The organism is Streptomyces sp. NPDC060002 (genome assembly GCF_042737245.1).
In the GTDB taxonomy this organism is placed as follows: Bacteria; Actinomycetota; Actinomycetes; order Streptomycetales; family Streptomycetaceae; genus Streptomyces.
Genome location: NZ_JBHWUW010000030.1, coordinates 49,910 through 71,630 on the forward strand (window position 1 = coordinate 49,910; position 21,721 = coordinate 71,630).

Consider the following 21,721-nt stretch of genomic DNA (forward strand, 5'->3'; position numbering starts at 1 on the left):
AGCCGTGGTGACTCCCCGTACGCTGCACCCCTGACGCCGATCATTTACGCGTCAACCGCAGTCATGCGCAGACAAGGGATCACCCCACTGGTTCCGGAAAGCACACTCAGGGGCGGGCGATGGAGCAGACACACACCGCACACAACAACACGGCGACGGCGACGCCGGGCGCGCAGCGGCGCGTCCTGGTGGTCGAGGACGACCCGACGATCGTCGACGCCATCGCGGCCCGCCTGCGCGCCGAGGGATTCCTCGTGCAAACGGCGGGTGACGGCCCGGCGGCCGTCGACACCGCCGAGGCCTGGCAGCCCGATCTGCTGATCCTCGACATCATGCTGCCCGGCTTCGACGGCCTGGAGGTCTGCCGTCGTGTGCAGGCCTCCCGTCCGGTGCCGGTGATGATGCTCACCGCGCGCGACGACGAGACCGACATGCTGGTCGGGCTCGGCGTGGGCGCCGACGACTACATGACCAAGCCGTTCTCGATGCGGGAGCTGGCGGCACGCGTGCACGTGCTGCTGCGCCGGGTGGAGCGGGCCGCGATCGCGGCGACGACTCCGCGCAGCGGGATCCTGCGGCTCGGCGAACTGGAGATCGACCACGCGCAGCGCCGGGTGCGGGTCCGCTCGGAGGACGTGCACCTCACGCCCACCGAGTTCGACCTGCTGGTCTGCCTGGCCAACACCCCCCGCGCGGTGCTCTCCCGTGAGCAGCTCCTCGCGGAGGTCTGGGACTGGGCGGACGCCTCCGGCACCCGTACCGTCGACAGCCACATCAAGGCGCTGCGGCGGAAGATCGGCGCCGAGCGGATCCGCACGGTGCACGGCGTGGGCTACGCACTGGAGACCCCGACGCCATGACCTCCGGGCCGGACGGACCGAGAAGCCCCGGGGAGCCCTGGGGCCGTGTACGCCCGTTCTCGATCAAGACCAAGCTGGGTGCGCTGGTCGTCATCTCGGTGCTGATCACCACCGGGCTGTCGATGATCGCGGTGCACACCAAGACGGAGCTCCGCTTCATCACGGTCTTCTCGATGATCGCCACCCTGCTCATTACGCAGTTCGTGGCGCATTCGCTCACCGCGCCGCTGGACGAGATGAACACGGTGGCCCGGTCCATCTCGCACGGCGACTACACCCGCCGGGTGAGCGAGAACCGCCGCGACGAGCTGGGCGACCTGGCCCAGACGATCAACGTCATGGCGGACGAGCTGGAGGCGCAGGACCGGCAGCGCAAGGAGCTGGTGGCCAACGTCTCGCACGAGCTGCGCACGCCCATCGCCGGTCTGCGCGCCGTCCTGGAGAACGTCGTCGACGGCATCGCCGAGGCGGACACCGAGACGATGCGCACCGCCCTGAAGCAGACGGAGCGGCTCGGGCGGCTGGTGGAGACGCTGCTGGACCTGTCCCGCCTCGACAACGGCGTCGTCCCGCTGCGCAAGCGGCGCTTCGAGGTGTGGCCGTACCTGTCCGGGGTGCTGAAGGAGGCCAACATGGTCGCCTCGGCGCGCGCCACGATGGGCTCGGGCGGCAACCACACGCGCACCGACGTCCATCTGCACCTGGACGTGTCCCCGCCGGAGCTGACCGCGCACGCGGACCCGGAGCGGATCCACCAGGTCGTCGCGAACCTGATCGACAACGCCGTCAAGCACAGCCCCGCGCACGGACGGGTGACGGTGAAGGCCCGGCGCGGGCCGCTGCCGGAGTCGCTGGAGATCGAAGTCCTGGACGAGGGGCCCGGCATTCCGCGCTCGGAGTGGCGCGGCGTGTTCGAGCGGTTCAACCGGGGAGCCGTCCGCCGGCCGCACGGGCCGGGCAGCGACGGCGGTACGGGGCTGGGGCTGGCGATCGCCCGCTGGGCGGTCGATCTTCACGGCGGCCGGATCGGAGTGGCCGAATCCGAGCGGGGTTGCCGGATTCTTGTCACTCTTCCGGGAGAGTCTTCCGTTCCAAGTTGACGTAAAGTTCGAACCGGAGCCACAAGATCCACCGACGTTCGCGCAGCCGGACACGTGTGATCAGGCAGCGGACCGTCCCAGGTCGGCACGGGTCCGCACGCTCAGCGTGCGCGACCTGCGCCAACGCACCCCTTTTGACGCGCAACCGCGCTTGTTTCCCGCCATTTACAGCCGCGAAACGCACGTTCCGATGTGACTTACGCGACGATGCACCGACCCGGCCTGACTCTTCCCCTCCAGGGGGCGTAGCCTTTATTCCCGCTGTCCATCACCTTGTGAAGCGGAAGAGGGCGGTTGCCGCCGTGTCGCCACAGTCCCCCAGTAACGCATCGAGCATCTCGACCGACGCAGACCAAGCGGGCAAGAATCCCGCTGCCGCGTTCGGGCCGAACGAGTGGCTCGTCGACGAGATCTATCAGCAGTACCTCCAGGACCCGAACTCCGTAGACCGTGCCTGGTGGGACTTCTTCGCCGACTACAAGCCGGGGGCCCCCAGCGCCTCGGCTCCGGCGGGTACTGCGGCCGCGGGGGCCGCAGCGACCACCACGCCCCCAGCGCCCGCCGCACCGGCCGCTCCTGCCCAGGCGGCTCCTGCCGCCCAGGCTCCTGCCGCTCCGGCTCCCGCTGCCCCGGCTCCCGCGCCGGCCGCCGCCCCGAAGCCCGCAGCCGCTGCTCCGGCCCCGGCTCCGGTGAAGGCGGCCCCCGCCGCCAAGCCGGCCGCGGCGAAGCCCGCGCCCGCCGCTGCCTCGGCCGCGCCGGCGCAGGGTCCGGAGTTCGTGACGCTGCGCGGCCCGTCCGCCGCGGTCGCCAAGAACATGAACGCCTCGCTGGAGCTGCCCACGGCCACGTCCGTGCGCGCGGTCCCCGTGAAGCTGCTGTTCGACAACCGCATCGTCATCAACAACCACCTGAAGCGTGCCCGGGGCGGGAAGATCTCCTTCACCCACCTCATCGGCTACGCGATGGTGCAGGCCATCAAGGCCATGCCGTCGATGAACTGGCACTACGCGGAGAAGGACGGGAAGCCCACCCTCGTCAAGCCGCCGCACGTCAACTTCGGCCTGGCCATCGACCTGGTGAAGCCCAACGGCGACCGCCAGCTCGTCGTCGCCGGCATCAAGAAGGCCGAGACGCTGAACTTCTTCGAGTTCTGGCAGGCCTACGAGGACATCGTCCGCCGCGCCCGTGACGGCAAGCTGACGATGGACGACTTCACCGGCGTCACGGTCTCCCTGACCAACCCCGGCGGCCTCGGCACCGTCCACTCGGTCCCGCGCCTGATGCCCGGCCAGTCGGTCATCATGGGCGTCGGCTCGATGGACTACCCCGCGGAGTTCCAGGGCACCAGCCAGGACACCCTGAACAAGCTCGGCATCGCGAAGGTCATGACGCTCACGTCGACCTACGACCACCGGGTCATCCAGGGCGCCGCCTCCGGCGAGTTCCTCCGCGTCGTCGCCAACTCCCTCCTCGGGGAGAACGGCTTCTACGACGAGATCTTCGAGGCGCTGCGCATCCCCTACGAGCCGGTCCGCTGGCTCAAGGACATCGACGCCAGCCACGACGACGACGTCACCAAGGCGGCCCGGGTCTTCGAGCTGATCCACTCCTACCGGGTCCGCGGCCACGTCATGGCCGACACCGACCCGCTGGAGTACCGCCAGCGCAAGCACCCCGACCTGGACATCACCGAGCACGGCCTCACCCTGTGGGACCTGGAGCGCGAGTTCGCGGTCGGCGGCTTCGCGGGCAAGTCCCTGATGAAGCTGCGCGACATCCTGGGCGTGCTGCGCGACTCGTACTGCCGCACCACCGGCGTCGAGTTCATGCACATCCAGGACCCCAAGCAGCGCCGCTGGATCCAGGACCGCATCGAGCGCGCGCACAGCAAGCCGGAGCGCGAGGAGCAGCTGCGCATCCTGCGCCGGCTGAACGCGGCGGAGGCCTTCGAGACCTTCCTGCAGACGAAGTACGTCGGCCAGAAGCGCTTCTCCCTGGAGGGCGGCGAGTCCGTCATCCCGCTGCTCGACGCGGTGCTGGACAGCGCGGCCGAGTCGCGGCTGGACGAGGTCGTCATCGGCATGGCCCACCGCGGCCGCCTGAACGTCCTCGCGAACATCGTCGGCAAGTCGTACGCGCAGATCTTCCGTGAGTTCGAGGGCAACCTCGACCCGAAGTCGATGCACGGCTCCGGCGACGTCAAGTACCACCTGGGCGCCGAGGGGACCTTCACGGGCCTGGACGGCGAGCAGATCAAGGTCTCGCTGGCCGCGAACCCGTCCCACCTGGAGACGGTCGACCCGATCATCGAGGGCATCAGCCGCGCCAAGCAGGACATCATCAACAAGGGCGGCACGGACTTCACCGTCCTGCCGGTCGCCCTGCACGGCGACGCGGCCTTCGCGGGCCAGGGCGTGGTGGCCGAGACCCTGAACATGTCGCAGCTGCGCGGTTACCGCACGGGCGGCACGGTCCACATCGTCATCAACAACCAGGTCGGCTTCACCGCCGCCCCGGAGTCCTCGCGCTCGTCGATGTACGCCACGGACGTGGCGCGCATGATCGAGGCCCCGATCTTCCACGTGAACGGCGACGACCCGGAGGCCGTGGTCCGCGTCGCGCGGCTGGCCTTCGAGTTCCGCCAGGCGTTCAACAAGGACGTGGTGATCGACCTCATCTGCTACCGCCGCCGCGGTCACAACGAGTCGGACAACCCGGCCTTCACCCAGCCGCTGATGTACGACCTGATCGACAAGAAGCGCTCGGTGCGCAAGCTGTACACCGAGTCCCTCATCGGTCGCGGCGACATCACCCTGGAAGAGGCCGAGCAGGCGCTCCAGGACTACCAGGGCCAGCTGGAGAAGGTCTTCACGGAGGTCCGCGAGGCCACCGCGCAGCCCGCCGCCGGTGACGCCCACGAGCCGCAGGACAACTTCCCCGTAGCGGTGGACACCGCCGTCTCCGCGGAGGTCGTCAAGCGCATCGCCGAGTCCCAGGTCAACATCCCGGACTACTTCCACGTCCACCCGCGTCTGCTGCCGCAGCTGCAGCGCCGGGCGTCGATGGTCGAGGACGGCACGATCGACTGGGGCATGGGCGAGACCCTCGCGGTCGGCTCCCTCCTCCTGGAGGGCACCCCGGTCCGGCTGTCCGGCCAGGACTCGCAGCGCGGCACCTTCGGCCAGCGCCACGCGGTCCTCATCGACCGCGAGACGGGCGAGGAGCACACCCCGCTCCAGTACCTCGACGAGGAGCAGGCGCGCTACAACGTCTACAACTCCCTCCTCTCCGAGTACGCGGTGATGGGCTTCGAGTACGGCTACTCGCTGGCCCGCCCCGACGCGCTCGTGATGTGGGAGGCGCAGTTCGGCGACTTCGTCAACGGCGCGCAGACCGTGGTCGACGAGTACATCTCGGCGGCCGAGCAGAAGTGGGGTCAGACGAGCGGTGTCACGCTCCTCCTCCCCCACGGCTACGAGGGCCAGGGCCCGGACCACTCCTCGGCCCGTGTCGAGCGCTTCCTCCAGCTCTGCGCCCAGAACAACATGACGGTCGCGATGCCCACGCTCCCGTCGAACTACTTCCACCTCCTGCGGTGGCAGGTGCACAACCCGCACCACAAGCCGCTGGTCGTCTTCACCCCGAAGTCGATGCTGCGCCTGAAGGCCGCCGCGTCCAAGGCGGAGGAGTTCACGACCGGTCAGTTCCGCCCGGTCATCGGCGACTCGACGATCACCGACCCGGCGGCCGTGAAGAAGGTCGTCTTCTGCACCGGCAAGGTCTACTACGACCTGGAGGCCGAGCGTCAGAAGCGCGGCGTCACGGACACGGCGATCATCCGCCTCGAGCGGCTGTACCCGCTGCCGGGTGCCGAGGTCCAGGCGGAGGTCAACAAGTACCCCAACGCCGAGAAGTACCTCTGGACCCAGGAGGAGCCGGCCAACCAGGGTGCCTGGCCGTTCATCGCCCTGAACCTGATCGACCACCTGGACCTCGCGGTCGGCGCCGACGTGCCGCACGGCGAGCGCCTGCGCCGCATCTCGCGCCCGCACGGCTCGTCCCCGGCGGTCGGCTCCGCCAAGCGGCACCAGGCGGAGCAGGAGCAGCTGGTGCGTGAGGTGTTCGAGGCGTAGTCCTCACCCACCACACGCGAAGGGCCCGGCCCCGGAGGTTTCCGGGGCCGGGCCCTTCGGCGTGCTCGGGCCGGCCGGGCGTCAGATGACCTGGGGCTCGAAGTCCCAGTAGGGGCGGTTGCGGGAGCGGGCCGAGACGGTGTGCGGGTGCTTGCTGCCGAGCGTCGAGTCGAGGTCCGAGAGTGCCTCCTGCTCCACCTTCTCCGCCTGTCGCCGGTCCCGCAGACCGCGCAGGTCCGCCGCGTACGCGATCCGTGCCGACAGGGTCAGCGGGTGGGTCCGGCCGAGCGACTCGATGGCCCGGGTCACCGTGTCCCGGCTGAGGTCGGCGGCGCTCTCGGTGTCGCCGACGATGTTGCGCAGGGCCGAGGCGTTCAGGGCAGCGCCCAGCGTCCAGGCGTGGTTCTCGCCCACCGCCTCGGTCATCGACGCCAGCGCCTGCTCCAGGAGGACGTGGCCGGCCTCCCGCTCGCCGACGTTGCGCAGGATCAGCGCCTGGTTGACGCGGGCGCCCGCGACGAAGGGGTGCCCGTCGCCGAGCATCACCTCGTAGCGCGCGACGACGGCCTCGCTGAGCTCGTGGGCCCGGTCGATGTCGCCGTGCTCGCGGGCGTAGCAGCTCTGGGCCGTCGCGAAGATCAGGGTCAGCGGATGCGTCTCGCCCAGCACCCGCTCACCGCGCTCCAGCACGCTGGAGAGCATCTCCCCGGGCTCCTCCCACTCGATGCCGCGGTCCCGGCCGCGGTCCCGATCGCCCAGGCGGTAGCGGCACAGCGCGAGGTTGTGCTCGGCGCTGAGGGTCTGCGGGTTGTCGCGGCCCATCACGAGACGGCTCTCGCGGACGTTCTTCGCCTGGATGGACTCGGCCTCCGCGTAGCGGCCGAGGAGTCGCAGGTCGATGGCGTAGTAGATCTCGGAGCCGAGCGTCCACGGGTGACGGGCCCGCAGCAGCACCCGCCGGGACTCCAGGGTCTGCCGGTCGATGTCCAGGGCTTCCTGGTAGCGCCCGAGCAGCCGCAGGGAGACCGCCAGGTTGTTCAGCGAGTTGAGACTCCGCGAGTCCTGCTCGCCGAGCAGGTCGCGGTATCCGACCAGGACCCACTGGGAGAGTTCCAGTGCCTCGTCGTAGCGGCCGAGGCCGCGCAGGTCGGCGGCGAGACCGGCCGCGGCCCGCAGATGCTCCAGGTCCTGGGGTCCGCGCTCCGCCTTCAGGTGCTCGGAGGCGGCGCGGCTGAGGGCCTCGGTCCCGGCGTAGTCGCCGACGGCGCGCAGCAGGTTGGTGTAGTGGTAGCTCAGCTCCCAGATCCTGGGGTGGGTCGGGCCGAGCAGCTCGCGCCAGGCCTCCATCGCGCGCTCACCGAGCTTGATGCCGGCGTTGTACTCGCCGGAGAAGTACATGTAGCGCAGGCAGTTGAAGACCAGCCGCTGGACGGCCGGGTCCTGGGTCTGGAGCACGTCCGCGTACTTCAGATGCGGCACGATCTGGGCGTAGCCCGGCCACAGGTCGGGGTCGGTGGGCCGGCGCGGGTCGGCCGCGGCGAGCGCCTGGCGTACGACGTCGATGAACTCCTTGCGGTCCGTGTCCGGCATGTCCTTGTGCACGATCTGGTGGACCATGCGGTGCAGGTAGAGCGACTCGCCGGAGGCGGCCGCCTCGTCGCCGAGCGCTTCGTGGGACTCCAGGCGGACCACCGAGTACTGGCGGAGCTGGTTGATCGCCTTGTTCCACAGCAGCGGGTCGTTGAGCAGTCCGGCGAGCTGTTCGGGCAGCGCTTCGCTGGACATCTCGCGCAGCAGGCGGACGGGGATGAAGCCCGGTGCGAAGAACGTGCACAGCCGCAGCAGGTCGACCGACTCGGGGACGGTGTCGCGGAGTTTGTTCAGCAGTATCGACCACGCGGTCTGGAAGGCGAGCGGGAAGTCCGCCGACACCTTCACCACGTCGCTGTCGATGCCGCCGTCGAGCAGGGCGATGTACTGGCGCACCGAGAGGTCGGAGTCGTTCAGCCAGCCCGCCGTCTGGTCCAGCAGCAGCGGCAGGTCCTCCAGTGCGTCCGCGAGCTGGTCGGCCTCCACCTCCGTCAGCCGTGGCGCGCGGCGCCGGATGAAGGCCACCGACTCGTCGCGGGCGTAGACGGGCACTTCCAGCAGCTTGCTGTTGTGCTCGGTCCATTCGGGGTTGCGGGAGGTGATGATGACGTGGCCGGGGCCGGTCGGCACCAGGTCCCAGATCTGGTCGGGTTCGTCCGCGCCGTCGAGGATCAGCAGCCAGCGCCCGTACGGTTCGCCGCGGCGCAGCGAGTCGCGGACCGCGCGCAGCCGCTCGCCGTACTCCTGGCCGGTCTGGAGCCCCAGTTTCGGGGCGAGTTCGGCGAGCAGCCGACGGTAGGTCACGCGTTTCTCGGCGTTGACCCACCAGACGACGTCGTACTCGGAGCCGAAGCGGTAGACGTACTCGGCGGACAGCTGGGTCTTGCCCACGCCCGACATGCCGTGGAACGTGACCACGCCGGCGCCCGGCTCGGCGTTCCGCAGCACGTGGTAGGCCTCGTTGAGCAGCGACTCGCGGCCGGTGAACCGGGTGTTGCGGCGGGGCACCCCGCCCCAGACCTCGGGCATCGACGCCGGGAACCGGGGACCGCGGCGCGCCGCGTCGAGGGGCTCGGGCAGCGGGTCGGTCGGCAGGTCGAGCCGGTCGAGCAGCCGGCGCTCGGCCTCCTCGGCTCCCATGTTGGTCAGGTTGACCGGGGCGAGGACGGCGGTCGCCGAGGGCACGGACGCCGAGGTGACGGAGACGGCGGCGAACCGGGACGCGTCGGGGGCGACGACCTCGCGCAGCGCCGTGTTCCACTCCTCCTGCGTCCGGGGACCGAGCTGGAAGTACCACTCGCTGACGACGATGAGGATGCGGCCCTCGGCGAGTTCCAGGTCGCGCAGCAGGTCCGCCAGGGGGACGTCCGCCGGGGAGTCCCAGCGCAGGTACACCACCCGCAGGCCGCGCCGTTCGAGCCGGTCCCCGACCCAGGCCGCCCAGGCCCGGTTGAAACCCGCGAAATGGATCGTGACCGTCTGCCTCGCGGCCCCTCTCCCGGTTGCCCCCACCGGCGTACGAGCTCCAGACATGCAGCGGCCTCCAGCGCGTAGTACCAAAATCCTAGAACCTCGGCGCGTCGTGCGTAAGTCCGCCGACTTCATCCACGCGTGCCTCGATTCGACGATCTTCGCGCACGGGACGGCCCCTTGCAGGCCATCCTCAGTCTTTCGGGCGTGGCAAAGCGGGAGCATGACGCTGTGTCCACAGAGCGCGTGCGGCCTTCACGTACGCCTGGGCCCGCGTGGTGTGGTTCCGGGGCGCCGGACGGTCGGCCATGCGTTCGTAGGTGGCTGTCATCTCGTCGACGAACCGGCGTCCGCGGACGGTGAGGTCGGGCGAGCCGACGAGTCCCGGCAGGGCCGCTCCGACCTGGGCGCGGTAGCGGGCGTGCCGGGACCAGGCGTACTCGCTGTCGGGCGGTGCGGTGCGCAGTGCGCGGCGCTGGAAGTAGTCCGCGAGGGCCAGGTGCGAGTAGATCCCCTGGAGCAGACCGTCGTACGGCCGGGGGTCCGTCTTCCAGGGGGCGAAGTAGCGCGGTTCCGGGCCGGCGTGATGGAGCGTCACCAGGTCTCCCAGGGCGGCCAGTTTCGCGTGGTGCAGTTCGTGGACGAGGGTCTCGGCCAGGGCCAGGGCGTCCTGCGGGGCGCTGGAGAGCAGAGCGCCGAACGCCTCGTGCCGGGTCGCGCTGCAACTGTCCCGTCCCGCGGCACCGGGCGGCCGCTCCAGCGGGACCAGGCAGCGCAGCAGCGCCACCGCCTCGGTCACCCGGTGCGCGCCGCCGGTGCACAGCGCGGCCTCGGTGCCCGACCAGGCCTGGAGCCAGCGTTTGCAGTCCCCGTCGTCGAGGGTCGCGGGTCCGCCGAGCGTCCGGTGGCGGGGGCCGGGCGCGACACGGTAGGGATCCACGTCGTCCAGGGGCATGGGGCCCTGGGCGCAGGACAGTCCGGGCAGGGCGTGCACGGGAGTCCAGGCGAGCGCGCCGGACCAGGCCCCGATCCCGCTCTCCAGACGCACGACGACGTCCGGCGCGTCGGGCCGGCGCACCGTCAGACACCCTTCCCGGTGGGTGACGTCGACGGGGACGTCACCTGTGGTGGCCGTGCGCAGCGAGCCTAGGGACGGCAGGGTGAGCACTCCGGCGTACGCGGTCAGCCGTACGGTGAACGGGATCCCGGCGCGCGCGGCGGCCACGGCGGCGATCGCGCTGAAGTGCGCGAGGTCCTGCCGGAGCCGGCGGGACCGGGGCTCGTCCGGGGGGCCTGCGCGGCCGTCGAGTCCGTGCAGACAGCTCAGGGCCCATGGCCCGGTCAACGGATGGAAGAGCCGGGCCCGGGCAGGCGAGAGCACGGCTTCCGGAGGGGGCGGGTGGGCGGTACCTGGCGAGGGCGGGGGCGCGGTACCGGGTATGGGGTGCGGCGCGCCGAGCGAGGACCGCGGCGTCCCCGGCGGGTCCTGGGATCCGCCGGCCGGACGGTACGCGGTACCCGACGGGTGCGGCGCGCCGAGCCGGGGGTGCGGCACCCTTCGCGGGTCCTGCCCCGCGCCCCCCGGAGAGTACGCGGTGTCCCTCGACGGGTGGGGCGGCGCCCCGAGCCAGGGTTGCGGCGTCCCTCGAGCGTCCTGTGATGCGGCTCCCGGAGGGTGGGCGGTGCCGGCTGGCTGTGGTCGGTCGGCCTCGGCGAGCAGGGACCAGTCCTCGCGCAGCCGGGCCTTTCGGCCGGGGGAGCACAGCGCGGGGTCCGCCGCCTCGGCCGCGTCGAGCACGGCGCGCAGCAACAGCAGCCGTCGGGTGTCCTGGTCCCGCACGAGGAGGGCCAGGGTGTCGGGGGTCCCCTCGGTGCGGCCGAGTTCCACCAGGGCCCGGTCGGGGACCGTAGGCCTCGTCACGGTGCGCCTCCTTTCCGAACGGCGGGGACGGCGGCCGCGGCCGTGTCCGCGGCGAGCCGGCCGGCGACGTGGCGGATGAAGCGCTGGAGGTCCGTGCAGTACACGGACGGGTTGCGGAAGCCGTGCCCCGCCCGGTAGCGGTGGGCGTAGTGACCGCCTCCGCAGACGGACAGCAGAGGGCAGGCCCGGCACTGGTCCGCGAGAGCCGCGGCGCCCGCCTGCCGGGCCGCCACCGCGGGATGCAGCAGCGCCTCGTCGAAGGCGTTCCGGAAGACGTCCAGGCCGGTGCGCGCGGCACCGTCGTAGGCGGACTTCAGGGCGTCCACCTGCTCTATCGACCCGTCGGTCTCCACGACGACCGCGTCGAACGGCGCGAGGCCGAGGGCCTCGGTGACCGAGGGCAGCCCCAGCAGAAGCGCGACGCACTCCTCGAAGAGGCGGACGCGGGTCTCCCGCCGGCCGGCCCGCCACCAGCGGTCGAAGACGGCGCACAGCCACTCGCCGTGGCGGGCGTCCGCCCAGTGGGGCGGTGGGGCGGACCAGTTGCCGTGCGGCAGCAGGAAGTCCAGGCCGGGCGGTCGCAGGGTGAGGAGGGACTCGTACGTCTCCACCGGGTCCAGCGTGACGTCGACGACGGTGAGGATGCCGGCGTAGGCCTGCGGGGCCTGCTCGGCGACCAGCAGCGCCCCGCGTGCGGCGGCGGGCCAGGACGGGCGCCCCGCGTGGTCGACGCGGCGGGCGTTGTGCGCGGCGAGGCCGCCGTCGAGGCTGACGCCGATCCGGATGCCGGCGTCGGCCAGCACGGCGAGACGCCGCGCGGTGAGCAGGGTGGCGTTGGTCTGGACGGTGGCGTGGACCGTGCAGCCGGCCGGGGCGCGGTCGCGCACCAGGGCGGTGAAGCGGGCCAGCTTCCCGGCGCCGGCCAGCAGGGGCTCGCCGCCGTGCAGGACGAGGGAGACGTCCGTGAGGGCGTGGGTGCCGGCGTGTTCGGCGATGCGGGCGGCGGTGCGGTCGAGGACGTGGTCGGCGGTGGCCGCGGGGCGGGTGCGCCAGGTGGAGTCGGGGCCCTCGTAGAGGTAGCAGTAGGTGCAGGCGAGGTTGCAGCGGCCGTGCGTCTTCACGATGAACTGGCGGAAGGCCTGCTCGGACACTCCAGCACCCCCATGCCTGGGCACTTGAGCCCCGTGGGGGCGCATTCCCGGGCGGGCACGGGTCACAAACCCCACGCGACCGAAGTTGTCCGAGTCATGCGCAGAAGCAACCGGAATCGACTTCGAACGATCGGATGACGCGAATCGGATGGCTCGACATCGTGACGCGCATCGGGTGACGCGCGTCGGGGTCCGGTGGAGCCGACGGCGGTCGGCTCAGAGCGCCGAGGCGAACCCCCACAACGGCTCGCTCGCCTGTCCCGCGCGGTCCCGCAGCTCTTCCAGCAGCTCCAGCAGCACGGGATGCTCGATCGTCCCCAGCTCCATGAGACCCAGCGACAGCAGATCCGGCAACGGCTCCCCCACACCGGGCGCCTCCGGCGCCACCGTCACCCCCGCGAACCCGTCCTGTGCGTCCATGCCCACCCCTCCCGACTCGCTCCGCTCATGTCACACGTTCCAGCGCGGCCAGCCGCCGCGCCGTCTGCTCGGCCGTCGGCTCACCCGTGCCCAGGTGGTCGTCCGGCAGCCGCGACCACTCCGCGCGGGCCAGGCGGTAGGCCTCGCGGGCGGCGCGCGGCCGGGCGGCCGCCTCATAGGACATACCCCGCCAGTGATGCGCCTGCGCGCACAACTCGACGGCCTCATGGCGCCGGCGAACGGTTTCGGCCACCCCCTCCGCCTCCCGGGCCGCCTCCGCCGCGTCCCGGAAGGCGTCGACGGCGAGGTCGAGCCGGGCCGGGCGGCGCAGGCTGCGGTAGGCCTCGAACTGGACCTGGCCGAGGTCCAGCCGGCAGCGGGCGGCCAGCAGCGGATCCCCGGCGTCCGCCGCGGCGAGGCCGAAGAGGTGCTCGGCCTCGCGCAGGTCGACACGGTCGCCGCGGGCCCGGTAGCGCAGCATCAGCGCGCGGCCGAGCAGCAGCAGCCGGTGGGCGACCTGACGGCTGCCCGCCGGGGTCTCCATCCGGCAGTCCCGCAGCACGCGGATCGCCCGGGACAGCACGTCCTGCGCCCGTGCCCCGGACTGGAGCCCGGCCAGCCGCAGCAGTGCCTCGCCCCACTCGGCGAGGACGTCGGCGTGCGCGGGCGCGTCGCGGGACATCCGCTGGGCGGCCTGCGCGAAGCGGTCCGCGGCGGCCTCCAGCTCCGCCGGTTGGCCCGACTCGGCGTAGCGGGCCACGGCGATCCGGCCGGCCCGCGCCAGCAAGGACGCGCGCCGGCCCTGTTCGCGCACCAGGGCGAGGGCCTCGTCGACCCGGGCCTGGGCGTCGTCCAGCGGGCCGCCCGCCCTGAGCAGCGCGTCGACCAGGTCGAGCAGGATGCGCACCCGCGCGCGCGCCGACTCGGCGGTGTACGGCTCCGCGCCGGCGTCCAGGGCGTTGCGCAGCGACTGCGCGCCCTGCTCGGCGTAGAGACGGGACTGGACGGGGTCGGCGGTGGCGCCGGAGAGACGCAGCAGGATCCGGCCGTGCTCCAGGGGGAGTTCGGGCGGTCGTCGGCGCCGGTCGGGCCAGACGTCGGCGAAGGCCTCCAGCATGCCGACGGCGCCCTGGAGCAGCGCGCTGTCCCCGCCGAGCCGCCACTGTGCCTCCAGGGCGCGCACCCGCTCCAGGGTGAGTTTCAGCGCCTCATTCTCGTCGAGCCCGGGCGCGGCGCAGGCGACGGCGTACTCGCGGTCGGCGCGGCGCAGCAGGTCCAGGGCGCCGGCGCGGTCGCCGCGCCGCCTGCGGTCGGTCGCGCCCGCGTGCAACACCCGTGCCAGTACGGCCCGTTCGTGCAGGCGGCGCGGATGCGCGGTGGCCCGTTCCGCGGCCGCCTCGGCCTCCTGGAGGAGGTCGTCGCCGCCCTGTACCTCCCACAGGCGCAGGGTGCAGTGCGCGTACTCGGCCCACAGTTCGGGGTCCGCGGCGGCCCGCTCGCGCTCGGTGGCGCCGCGCAGCAACTGCACCGCGTCGATGGCGTCCTGGATCATGCCCTCGCTGTCGAAGCGCTCGATCAGCGCGCGGGCCCTGCGGACCGCCTGGTGCGTCGGCCGGTCCGCGGGCTGTCCCGGTCCGGTCCGGCTTCCGGGGCTCTCGAACTGCTCGGGCAGCGGCATGAACCGCCGCAGCACGCGGGCCGCGACCTCGGCGAAGGGCTGGGGCACGGGGGTCTCCTCGCCGTTGCCGCCGCTGTCCCCGTGGTCGTCGTGGTCACCGTTGTCGCCGTGGTCCGTGCGCTGGGTGGTGGGCGCGTACGGGCGGCCCGCGCCGCCGTCGCCGAGCTGGGCCAGGGCGAGGGCCGGGAAGTTGGGGCCGCCCTTGCCGAAGCGCTGCTCGATGTACTCCGAGCAGTGCTTGAGCACCAGCATGGCCTCGTCGCGGCCCAGCCGGGACAACAGGGCGTCCCGCACGTCGGGTTCGATGCGGTACCACTGGGCGCCCCCGTCGGCGTACTCCTCCGACGCGCGCGTGAGCAGACCGCCGACCAGCACCTCGGCGAGTTCGGCCGGCCCGGAGTCGGGCAGCATCGTGCGCTGGACGAGCTGCATCACGGGCAGGCACAGGGGTGCGGCGGCCAGGTAGACGGCGAGCCGTCCGGCGGCCGGGGAGGCGCTGGAGCTGAACCTGCTGACCCGTTCGAACGGCGTGCGCCGTCGGTCGGCGCGCGCCGCCGGGGCGGCCGGCTGGTCCGCGCGCACCCAGCCCACGGCCCCCGGGACGGGGCCCGCGCCGGCCCCCGACAGCAGCCTGGCCCAGGCGCCCAGGGCCACCGGCTCGGGCGGCAGCACCGGCACCGGCAGCGCTCCCCGGCGCACCTCCGCCGGGACCCCCGCCGGAGTGCGGACGCGCAGCGCGGCCGCTCCGCCCAGCGTCTCGCCGCGGCTCAACTCGCAGAACAGCACGGGCAGTCGGGTGCGGCTCCACAGGCGCTGCGGCAGCGGCTGGAGCACGGCGACCGGGCCCTGCCGGGAGAGGTGGTGCAGCAACCGGTGCGCGTGGCCGCTGTGCCACAGGGGGCCCGCGCAGTCGCTGACGAACAGGACGATCCGGCGGCCGGTGGGGTCGCTCAGCCGGTCCGTGGAGTGCAGCGGCGCCGCATAGGCGTCGGGGCTGCGGCTGACGGCCGGCTCACCGTCCGGACCCTGGTGCAGATGACTGACCTGGATGTCGGAGAAGGCACCCAACTGGCCGAAAACCTGCTGCAGTTCGACGAACAGCCGGTCCCACACACGCATTGAGGAGGAGGCGTCCAGGACCAGCTGGAGCCGGGCGTCGCCCCGGGTGACGGCCCGGTGGACGGGCAGGATCAGGCCGCCCGCCTGCGCGCTGCGCTCCGCCGTCGCCGTCTCGTCGAGTCGCATGCGCAGCGGCGGCGCGGGGCTCCGGTAGCGCTGCAACCGCCGTAATGCGCGCTGGAGTTCGAGCGGGGCGGGCAGCACGGGGGCAGCGGGTACGCCCACCGGCAGCGCGGCGGCACGGCCCGCGCCGCGGGTCCGCTCCGCTCCGTCCTGCGGGACCGGGTACAGGCTCACCCGCCCGTCGGCCCCCACCTCCTGCGGCGGCGGCTCCGGCCGTTCCGGGCGGTCCCCCCGCGGCCGTCCGTCCCCGTCCCGGCCGCGTCCGCCGCCGGGCCGGGGCGCGGGCCGGCCGCCGGTTCCGGCGGGCGGGTCCTCCTGGCCGGGGGCCTGGGCCGGCCGGGTCCAGCGCGCCAGCCAGAGCGCGTCGCACAGCTGCGGCACATCGGGGTCGAGCCCGACGTCACGCAACCGCGCGACGAGTTCGGCGAGCGGATCACCGCCGCGCGGAGATGACGTCGAGGCGCCGACGGGCGCGAGGGAGCCGCCCGGGGTGTCGGGGCGGCCGCCGTCGGGCGGGACCGGACCGTGGCGGGCCGCTGCGTCGGGCATCAGGCCCTCACCTCGGGCGGTCGAGTCGCTGGATGAGCAGGTCGGCCAGGCGGTCACGACTGGGCGGCGCGGCCGCGTCGGTGAGGTAGATCGCGTTCAGCAACTGGTCCGCCGCGAGGAGTTCGCTGCGCGACCGCTCCAGGAACCGCGTGATCAGATCGTCCCCCGCGCGCGCCGCCTCGTCACCGAGATGCGCGCGTACGAAGGTGGCGAGCCGGTTGTGATCGGGGCGCCCCAGCTCCAGGTGGATGCACCGGCGCATCAGCGGGGCCGGGAAGTCGCGCTCCCCGTTGCTGGTGAGCACGACGAACGGGAAGGCACGGCAGCGCACCCGGCCGTCCCGCACCCGGACCTTCACCCCGTCGGCGGTCAGCACCTCCGCCTCCCCGTCCGGCAGCCGGTCGGCGATGCGCTCCAGCTCGGGGATCGCGAACTCGCCCTCCTCCAGCACGTTCAGCAGGTCGTTGGGCAGGTCGATGTCGCTCTTGTCCAGCTCGTCGATGAGCAGCACGCGCGGGGTGTCGGAGGGCAGCAGCGCGGTGCCGAGCGGTCCCAGCCGGATGTAGCTGCCGATGCCCTCGACCGCGCCCGGCGAGCCCGCCGCCGACCCGAACCCGCCCTGCGCGGCGATCTGCACGTCCTGGAGCCGGGCGATCGCGTCGTAGTGGTACAGCCCGTCCTGGAGCGCGGAACGGCTGACGATCGACCAGCGCAGCACGCTGCCGAGGCCGAGTTCGTACGCCACCGAGTGGGCGAGCGTGCTCTTGCCCGCGCCGGGGCTGCCCGTGACGAGCAGAGGGCGGCGCAGATAGAGCGCCGCGTTGATCATCTCCAGCTCCTCGGCGCCCGGCCGGTGCAGTTCCGCCAGGTGCCGGTGTGCGCCGAGCCTGCGGTCCTGGGACCCGTCGCCGGAGCCGGCCGCGTCTCGGCTGGTGAAGTCCCGCCAGGGCGGCGGATCGGGCAGCCGCTCGATCCCCTCGTGCGGTTCGCCGGCGCCTCGGTAGATGAGCCACTCACTGGATTCGGTCATGATCCGGTCCTCGTCACTCGTCCACCGCCGCGGCCGTCCGAACGTGCATCACGTTATCCATCCTGGAGGTGCCTGGTAAGGGGCCGTCCAGCCCCGCGGGCGGGTGGATTCAAGGGGGCCTCAAGGGGCCTCCAGCAGGTCTCCTGTTCCGGGCAGCGGCTGGTGGGGATCGTCGTACAGCAGGGCGACGCCGTCGGCCCAGAACGACTCCGTGCGGCCCGCACGCAGCCGCATCCGGAGATCGTGCACGGCCTCGGGCAGGTGCTGCGCGCTCGGTGGCTCGGCGATGCCGTCGATCGTGCCGCGGTGGAACTCCCCGCAGACGGCGTCGGCCCGGCCGCGCCGCCGGCGCCACAGGGCCACGCCGTAGCCGCCGAGCACGATCCGGGCGAGCGCCTCCGCGTCGTCCTCGTAACGAAGGTCGCCGTAGCGGCAGAGCACCGGGACGGTGCCGTGCGACAGGGCGCGCAACTGCTCCACGGTCGGTACGGGTTTGCGCAACCCCTCTTCGCAGTCCAGGACTTCGGCCTTGGCCCGGTGCGCGTGCAGCCATCGCCACCGGGCCCGGCGCTCCGCGTCCAGGTCGTCCGGATCATCCAGGTCGTCGGCGTCTTCGGCGTCATCGGCTTCGGCGTCATCGGCTTCGGCCGCGTCGTCCGGTTCTCGCCCGCCGAACGCGCCGAACGCCTCGTCGGGCAACAGGTCGCGGTCGGCGCAGCGCACGACGACCGGCCGCAGCGTACCCAACGGCTCCTGCCCGGGCGCGAGTTGCCAGTTGTCGACCTCCAGGCCGAGGAGCGCGTGCGGCAGCGCGACCTGGAGGAGCGCGGGCCTGCCGGGCTCGTCGCAGCGCCGGAAGGCCTCCGCGAGCGGGCCGGCCAGGTGTGCGGGCAGGTCGGCCAGCGGAGTGCGTTCGGCCTCGTGCAGCCGGACCACCTCGCCGCCGGGCGCGGCCACGGAGACCGACCAGTCGCAGCGGTCCGGCTCCCAGCCGCGCCGCACCAGTTCGAGCAGGGCGGAGGGCCTGGCCACACTGCCGACGGAACGGGCACGCGTGCGTGCGTGGGGCCCACCACGCCGGTGCTGTCCGCGCCCGCCGGGACCGTCCGTCGGGTGGATGCCGCCGGAGACCGTGTCGGCGGTGTCGCGCTCCGCCTCGTCCCGTCGGCGCAGCCGGTCGATCCGCTGCTCGGCGAGACCGGACCGGTAGCGGGCGCCGAGCCGCTGCGCGGCCTGCCACACCCAGACCCACAGGGCCTTCTCGGCGTCCGGGGTGCTGGGCACGACGAACGGGCGCGGCGCGGACATCGCGCGCATCGCGTAGTCGAGGACGAGTTCCAGTGCCCCGTCGTCACTCGCGCTCTCGTACAGCGCTCCGAGGCCGTCGCGCCAGCCGCGGGGCGCCGGCAGCGGGGTGAGGGCCTGGAAGTCGGGGAGGGAGTCGAGGATGTCCAGCAGGCCGCGGGTGCTCTCGGGCGGCGGGAGTTCGGCGAGCCGGCCCAGCAGCTGGATCCGCTCGTCCGGGCTGAGCGTGCGGCCCGGCCGTGCGCCGAGCCTGCCCTGTACGTCGGTCCAGGTCTGGCGCCGGGCGGCCGGGTGACGCTGCCGGTCGCGGTGGTAGCGGTCGTGGGCGTGGAAGACCGCCTGGTAGAGGTCGCTGTGCTCGGCCGGCACCGCCTCCGCGGCGACCCGCAGGGTGCGCAGCTGCTCGATCCCGGTGGACGTGCCGCCGGGCCGGTGGTCCGAGCGCGCCTTCAGCACGCCGATCACCTCGCCGCGCTCGGGATCGATCACCGGGCCGCCCGAGACGCCGTACGGCAGGTCGTTGTCGCCGAGCCGCATCTGCACGTCCGAGGACCAGCCGCCGATGGTGCCCTGCACGGTGAGCGTGCCGTCCAGGACCTGTAGGCGGCCCTCGTTCTCGGTCCAGCCGGCGTACAGCACCCGGCCCTCGCCGTAGTAGGCCGCCGGGCGCTCGGAGACGTACACGCACTCGTGGTCGTCGACGGGCTCGGTCAGCTGGACGAGGGCGAGGTCCGGGGCGGGCCAGTTGCCCGCGGGCAGGGGCCGCCCGGCGCGGTCCGCCCGGTCGGCCCGGTCGGGAAGGGTCGCCACCACCCGGCCGGGAGCGGTGGCCGTGCCCCGCCCCGGTGCCGTCTCATACACCACCGCGACCTCGCCCCCCTCCCCGCCGCAAGCCACATGTGCGCAGGTCAGAACCCAGTTCGGGGCGACGAAGAAGCCGCTCCCGAGGAACGTGTCGGGCTCCTCCAGGGCATACCCGACGACCGGGCGATGAATGCGCACGGTCGCCGCCACGACGAGTCCACGCAGCGCACGACGGGCCGCATCGAACGCGTTCGATGCGCCCGGGGCGTGCCCGCCCGTCATTCCACGCCCCCGCCCACGGTGCCGTCGGCGCCCCCGTGCATCGACGCGCCGGGGGACGCGCCCGCGCGCCGGACCCCGTCCTCGCCGGACGATGAGCCCTCACGCGCGCGTGAGCCCGCGCCGGGGGGCGCGGAAGACGGTGTGTCGAGGTCCGGTGGCCCGCTGTGCCAGGTGAGGGTGACCGTGATGCCGGCCTTGGCTTCTCCGTCGGCGAGCAGGCCCACGACCTTCCCGGCCTTGGCGGTCAGCTCGATGCCGAACTCGACGCTCACCTCGTCGGGCCGCACCGCGCGCAGCGGCTCCGCCAGCGACCGCGCTACCCCCGTGACGAGCGCGTGCAGGCTCTCCACGCTCGCCTCCACCCGCTCGGCGAACCCGGTGTCGCTGTACGACAGCCGCCCGGACGGCGCGGCCAGTTCTCCCGCCCCCGAGATCCGGGCCCAGACGGGCGTCCCGTCCGGCAGCGCGATGCGCGCCACCCGCGTCACGTCCTCACCACTCATGGCACTCCCCCGTCGTCCCCAGCCCCCCGGCCCCGCCCTTCGGTGCGCGGGCCGGCCGCGGGGTTCCGATCGCGCGAGGGTCCTGGCGACCCGCGGGACGCCGCCCCCCTGCGCCTATCCTTTTCCTGTCCCCTCCCCACCGGAGAGCGGGTCTCTTCCTCCCCTCGCGGGAACAAGGGTCCTTCCCCCGAGGGGGGATCCCTATCCCTGCGACCGACCCACGGAGCACGATCCATGTACTTCACCGATCGCGGAATCGAGGAACTCGAGAAGCGGCGCGGCGAGGAGGAGGTCACCTTCGAGTGGCTCGCCGAGCAGCTGCGGACGTTCGTCGACCTGAATCCGGACTTCGAGGTGCCGGTGGAGCGGCTGGCGACCTGGCTGGCACGGCTGGACGACGAGGACGACGAGTAGGCGGTTCACGGCTGTTCGCGTGGAGGGGCGCCCTGGGGGCGCCCCTTTTGCGTGTACGAGGTGATCACCGAAACGGGTGCCTTGACTTTCACTGTCCGCGATATATCGTGTTTTACGGGAGACGCGATATGGCGTGTCGTGTCGCTGCCGTGGAGGAGGTCCGCACCATGTCCGAGTGGTCCGTCGCCGAGCCGAGGAAGCTCTCTTTCGACGAGCCCGTGAGCGAACTGCGCGTGCGCATCGTCGACGGCACCGTGAACGTCGTGGGCACCGACGAGGGCCCCGCCCGCCTGGAGGTCTCGCGGATCGAGGGACCGCCCCTGGTGGTCAGTCACCGCGACGGGAATCTGACGGTGGCGTACGAGGATCTGCCCTGGAAGGGCTTCCTGAAGTGGCTCGACCGCAAGGGCTGGCGGCGCAGCGCCGTGGTCTCGCTGGCCGTGCCGGCCGGCACCCGCGTTGAGGTGGGCGTGGTCAGCGCCGCCGCGGTGGTCTCCGGCATCGAAGGCCGAGCCGAGGTGAAGGGGGTCAACGGGGACACGACGCTGGTGGGGCTCGCGGGCCCGGTGCGCGCGGACACCGTCTCCGGCAGTGTGGAGGCCCAGGCCCTCACCGGCGACCTGCACTTCAACTCCGTGTCCGGCGACCTGACCGTGGTCGAGGCCGGCTCCTCCGTGAAGGCCGACTCCGTGAGCGGGTCGATGATCGTCGACCTCGATCCCACGAGCCGGCCCACGACCATCGACCTGACCAGCGTCTCGGGGGAGATCGCCATCCGGCTGCCCCATCCGGCGGACGCGCGGGTGGAGGCGAACACCGCGAGCGGCTCGGTCTCCAACGCCTTCGAGGACCTCCGCGTCAGCGGCCAGTGGGGCGCCAAGCGCATCACCGGCCGGCTGGGCGCGGGCAACGGCAGCCTGAAGGCGACGACGGTCACCGGCTCGATCGCCCTGCTGCGGAGGCCCCCGGCGGAAGACGGGCCGGTCGCCCCGGCGGCCGACGCGGGGCACGAGGAGCGGAAGACGCACGAGGAGCGGAAGACGCGGGAGACCAAGACGGCGACCGACGCACCGAAGCAGACACCGGCGGCAGCGGCAGCAGCAGCGGCGGCGGAACCGGCTCCGGCCCCGGCCCCGGCGGCCGTTCCGGAGGGTGAAGCGCGTCCAGGCCGGCCCACCGACTCGGGGGACAATGCCGTTTCCGGCCCGGGCGGCGAGAGCTCCTCCGGCGACCCGGCCGACAGCACGACCGACAAGAAGGTGCTCTGAC

General features: G+C 72.9%; 13 protein-coding genes. 5 read left to right on the forward strand and 8 right to left on the reverse strand.

Translation table 11 applies throughout. The annotated features are described in order from the left end of the window. Nucleotides 1-119: 119 nt before the first annotated feature. The 3 genes from ACFWBD_RS24865 (at nt 120) to ACFWBD_RS24875 (ending at nt 6,093) form a co-directional block, all read left to right on the forward strand. Nucleotides 120-860 (forward strand): response regulator transcription factor, encoded by a 741-nt coding sequence (locus tag ACFWBD_RS24865; protein WP_384125076.1) that lies wholly within the window; start codon nt 120-122, stop codon nt 858-860. Further along, on the forward strand, nt 857-1,960 hold the full coding sequence (locus ACFWBD_RS24870) for a sensor histidine kinase (protein ID WP_385670692.1): 1,104 nt from the start codon (nt 857-859) through the stop codon (nt 1,958-1,960). The genes ACFWBD_RS24865 and ACFWBD_RS24870 overlap by 4 nt, the downstream gene beginning before the upstream one ends. 302 nt (nt 1,961-2,262) lie before the next feature. Next, on the forward strand, nt 2,263-6,093 hold the full coding sequence (locus ACFWBD_RS24875; RefSeq protein ID WP_385670695.1) for a multifunctional oxoglutarate decarboxylase/oxoglutarate dehydrogenase thiamine pyrophosphate-binding subunit/dihydrolipoyllysine-residue succinyltransferase subunit: 3,831 nt from the start codon (nt 2,263-2,265) through the stop codon (nt 6,091-6,093). 81 nt (nt 6,094-6,174) lie between these two features. Here the strand turns inward: ACFWBD_RS24875 and fxsT are convergent, their stop codons facing one another. The 8 genes from fxsT to ACFWBD_RS24915 form a co-directional block, all read right to left on the reverse strand. Then, nucleotides 6,175-9,216 (reverse strand): FxSxx-COOH system tetratricopeptide repeat protein, encoded by a 3,042-nt coding sequence (fxsT, locus tag ACFWBD_RS24880; protein WP_385670698.1) that lies wholly within the window; start codon nt 9,214-9,216, stop codon nt 6,175-6,177. A gap of 130 nt (nt 9,217-9,346) precedes the next feature. Then, entirely contained in the window at nt 9,347-11,074 is a 1,728-nt protein-coding gene (locus ACFWBD_RS24885) for an aKG-HExxH-type peptide beta-hydroxylase (protein ID WP_385670701.1), read from the reverse strand. Further along, nucleotides 11,071-12,270 (reverse strand): FxsB family cyclophane-forming radical SAM/SPASM peptide maturase, encoded by a 1,200-nt coding sequence (locus ACFWBD_RS24890; RefSeq protein WP_385670795.1) that lies wholly within the window; start codon nt 12,268-12,270, stop codon nt 11,071-11,073. The genes ACFWBD_RS24885 and ACFWBD_RS24890 overlap by 4 nt, the downstream gene beginning before the upstream one ends. Nucleotides 12,271-12,441: 171 nt before the next feature. Further along, nucleotides 12,442-12,645: an FXSXX-COOH protein gene (locus tag ACFWBD_RS24895; RefSeq protein WP_385670704.1), complete on the reverse strand. Its 204-nt coding sequence runs from the start codon at nt 12,643-12,645 to the stop codon at nt 12,442-12,444. Nucleotides 12,646-12,670: 25 nt separating this feature from the next. Continuing rightward, nucleotides 12,671-16,114 (reverse strand): SAV_2336 N-terminal domain-related protein, encoded by a 3,444-nt coding sequence (locus ACFWBD_RS24900; protein ID WP_385670708.1) that lies wholly within the window; start codon nt 16,112-16,114, stop codon nt 12,671-12,673. Nucleotides 16,115-16,121: 7 nt separating this feature from the next. Beyond that, the gene (locus ACFWBD_RS24905) at nt 16,122-17,144 is read right to left on the reverse strand and encodes a MoxR family ATPase (protein WP_351760943.1); all 1,023 of its coding nucleotides are present in this window, start codon (nt 17,142-17,144) and stop codon (nt 16,122-16,124) included. A 120-nt stretch (nt 17,145-17,264) separates the two neighbouring features. Next, entirely contained in the window at nt 17,265-19,535 is a 2,271-nt protein-coding gene (locus ACFWBD_RS24910) for a trypsin-like peptidase domain-containing protein (RefSeq protein ID WP_385670712.1), read from the reverse strand. Then, complete coding sequence (locus tag ACFWBD_RS24915; protein WP_385670715.1) at nt 19,532-20,038, reverse strand: CU044_2847 family protein; 507 nt, start codon at nt 20,036-20,038, stop codon at nt 19,532-19,534. Before ACFWBD_RS24915 ends, ACFWBD_RS24910 begins: the two co-directional genes overlap by 4 nt. Before the next feature lie 234 nt (nt 20,039-20,272). Here ACFWBD_RS24915 and ACFWBD_RS24920 point away from each other — a divergent pair, with 234 nt between their 5' ends. Continuing rightward, on the forward strand, nt 20,273-20,452 hold the full coding sequence (locus ACFWBD_RS24920; protein WP_003992906.1) for a DUF6104 family protein: 180 nt from the start codon (nt 20,273-20,275) through the stop codon (nt 20,450-20,452). A gap of 167 nt (nt 20,453-20,619) precedes the next feature. After that, nucleotides 20,620-21,720: a DUF4097 domain-containing protein gene (locus tag ACFWBD_RS24925; protein WP_385670723.1), complete on the forward strand. Its 1,101-nt coding sequence runs from the start codon at nt 20,620-20,622 to the stop codon at nt 21,718-21,720. The last annotated feature ends 1 nt before the right edge of the window (nt 21,721 follow it).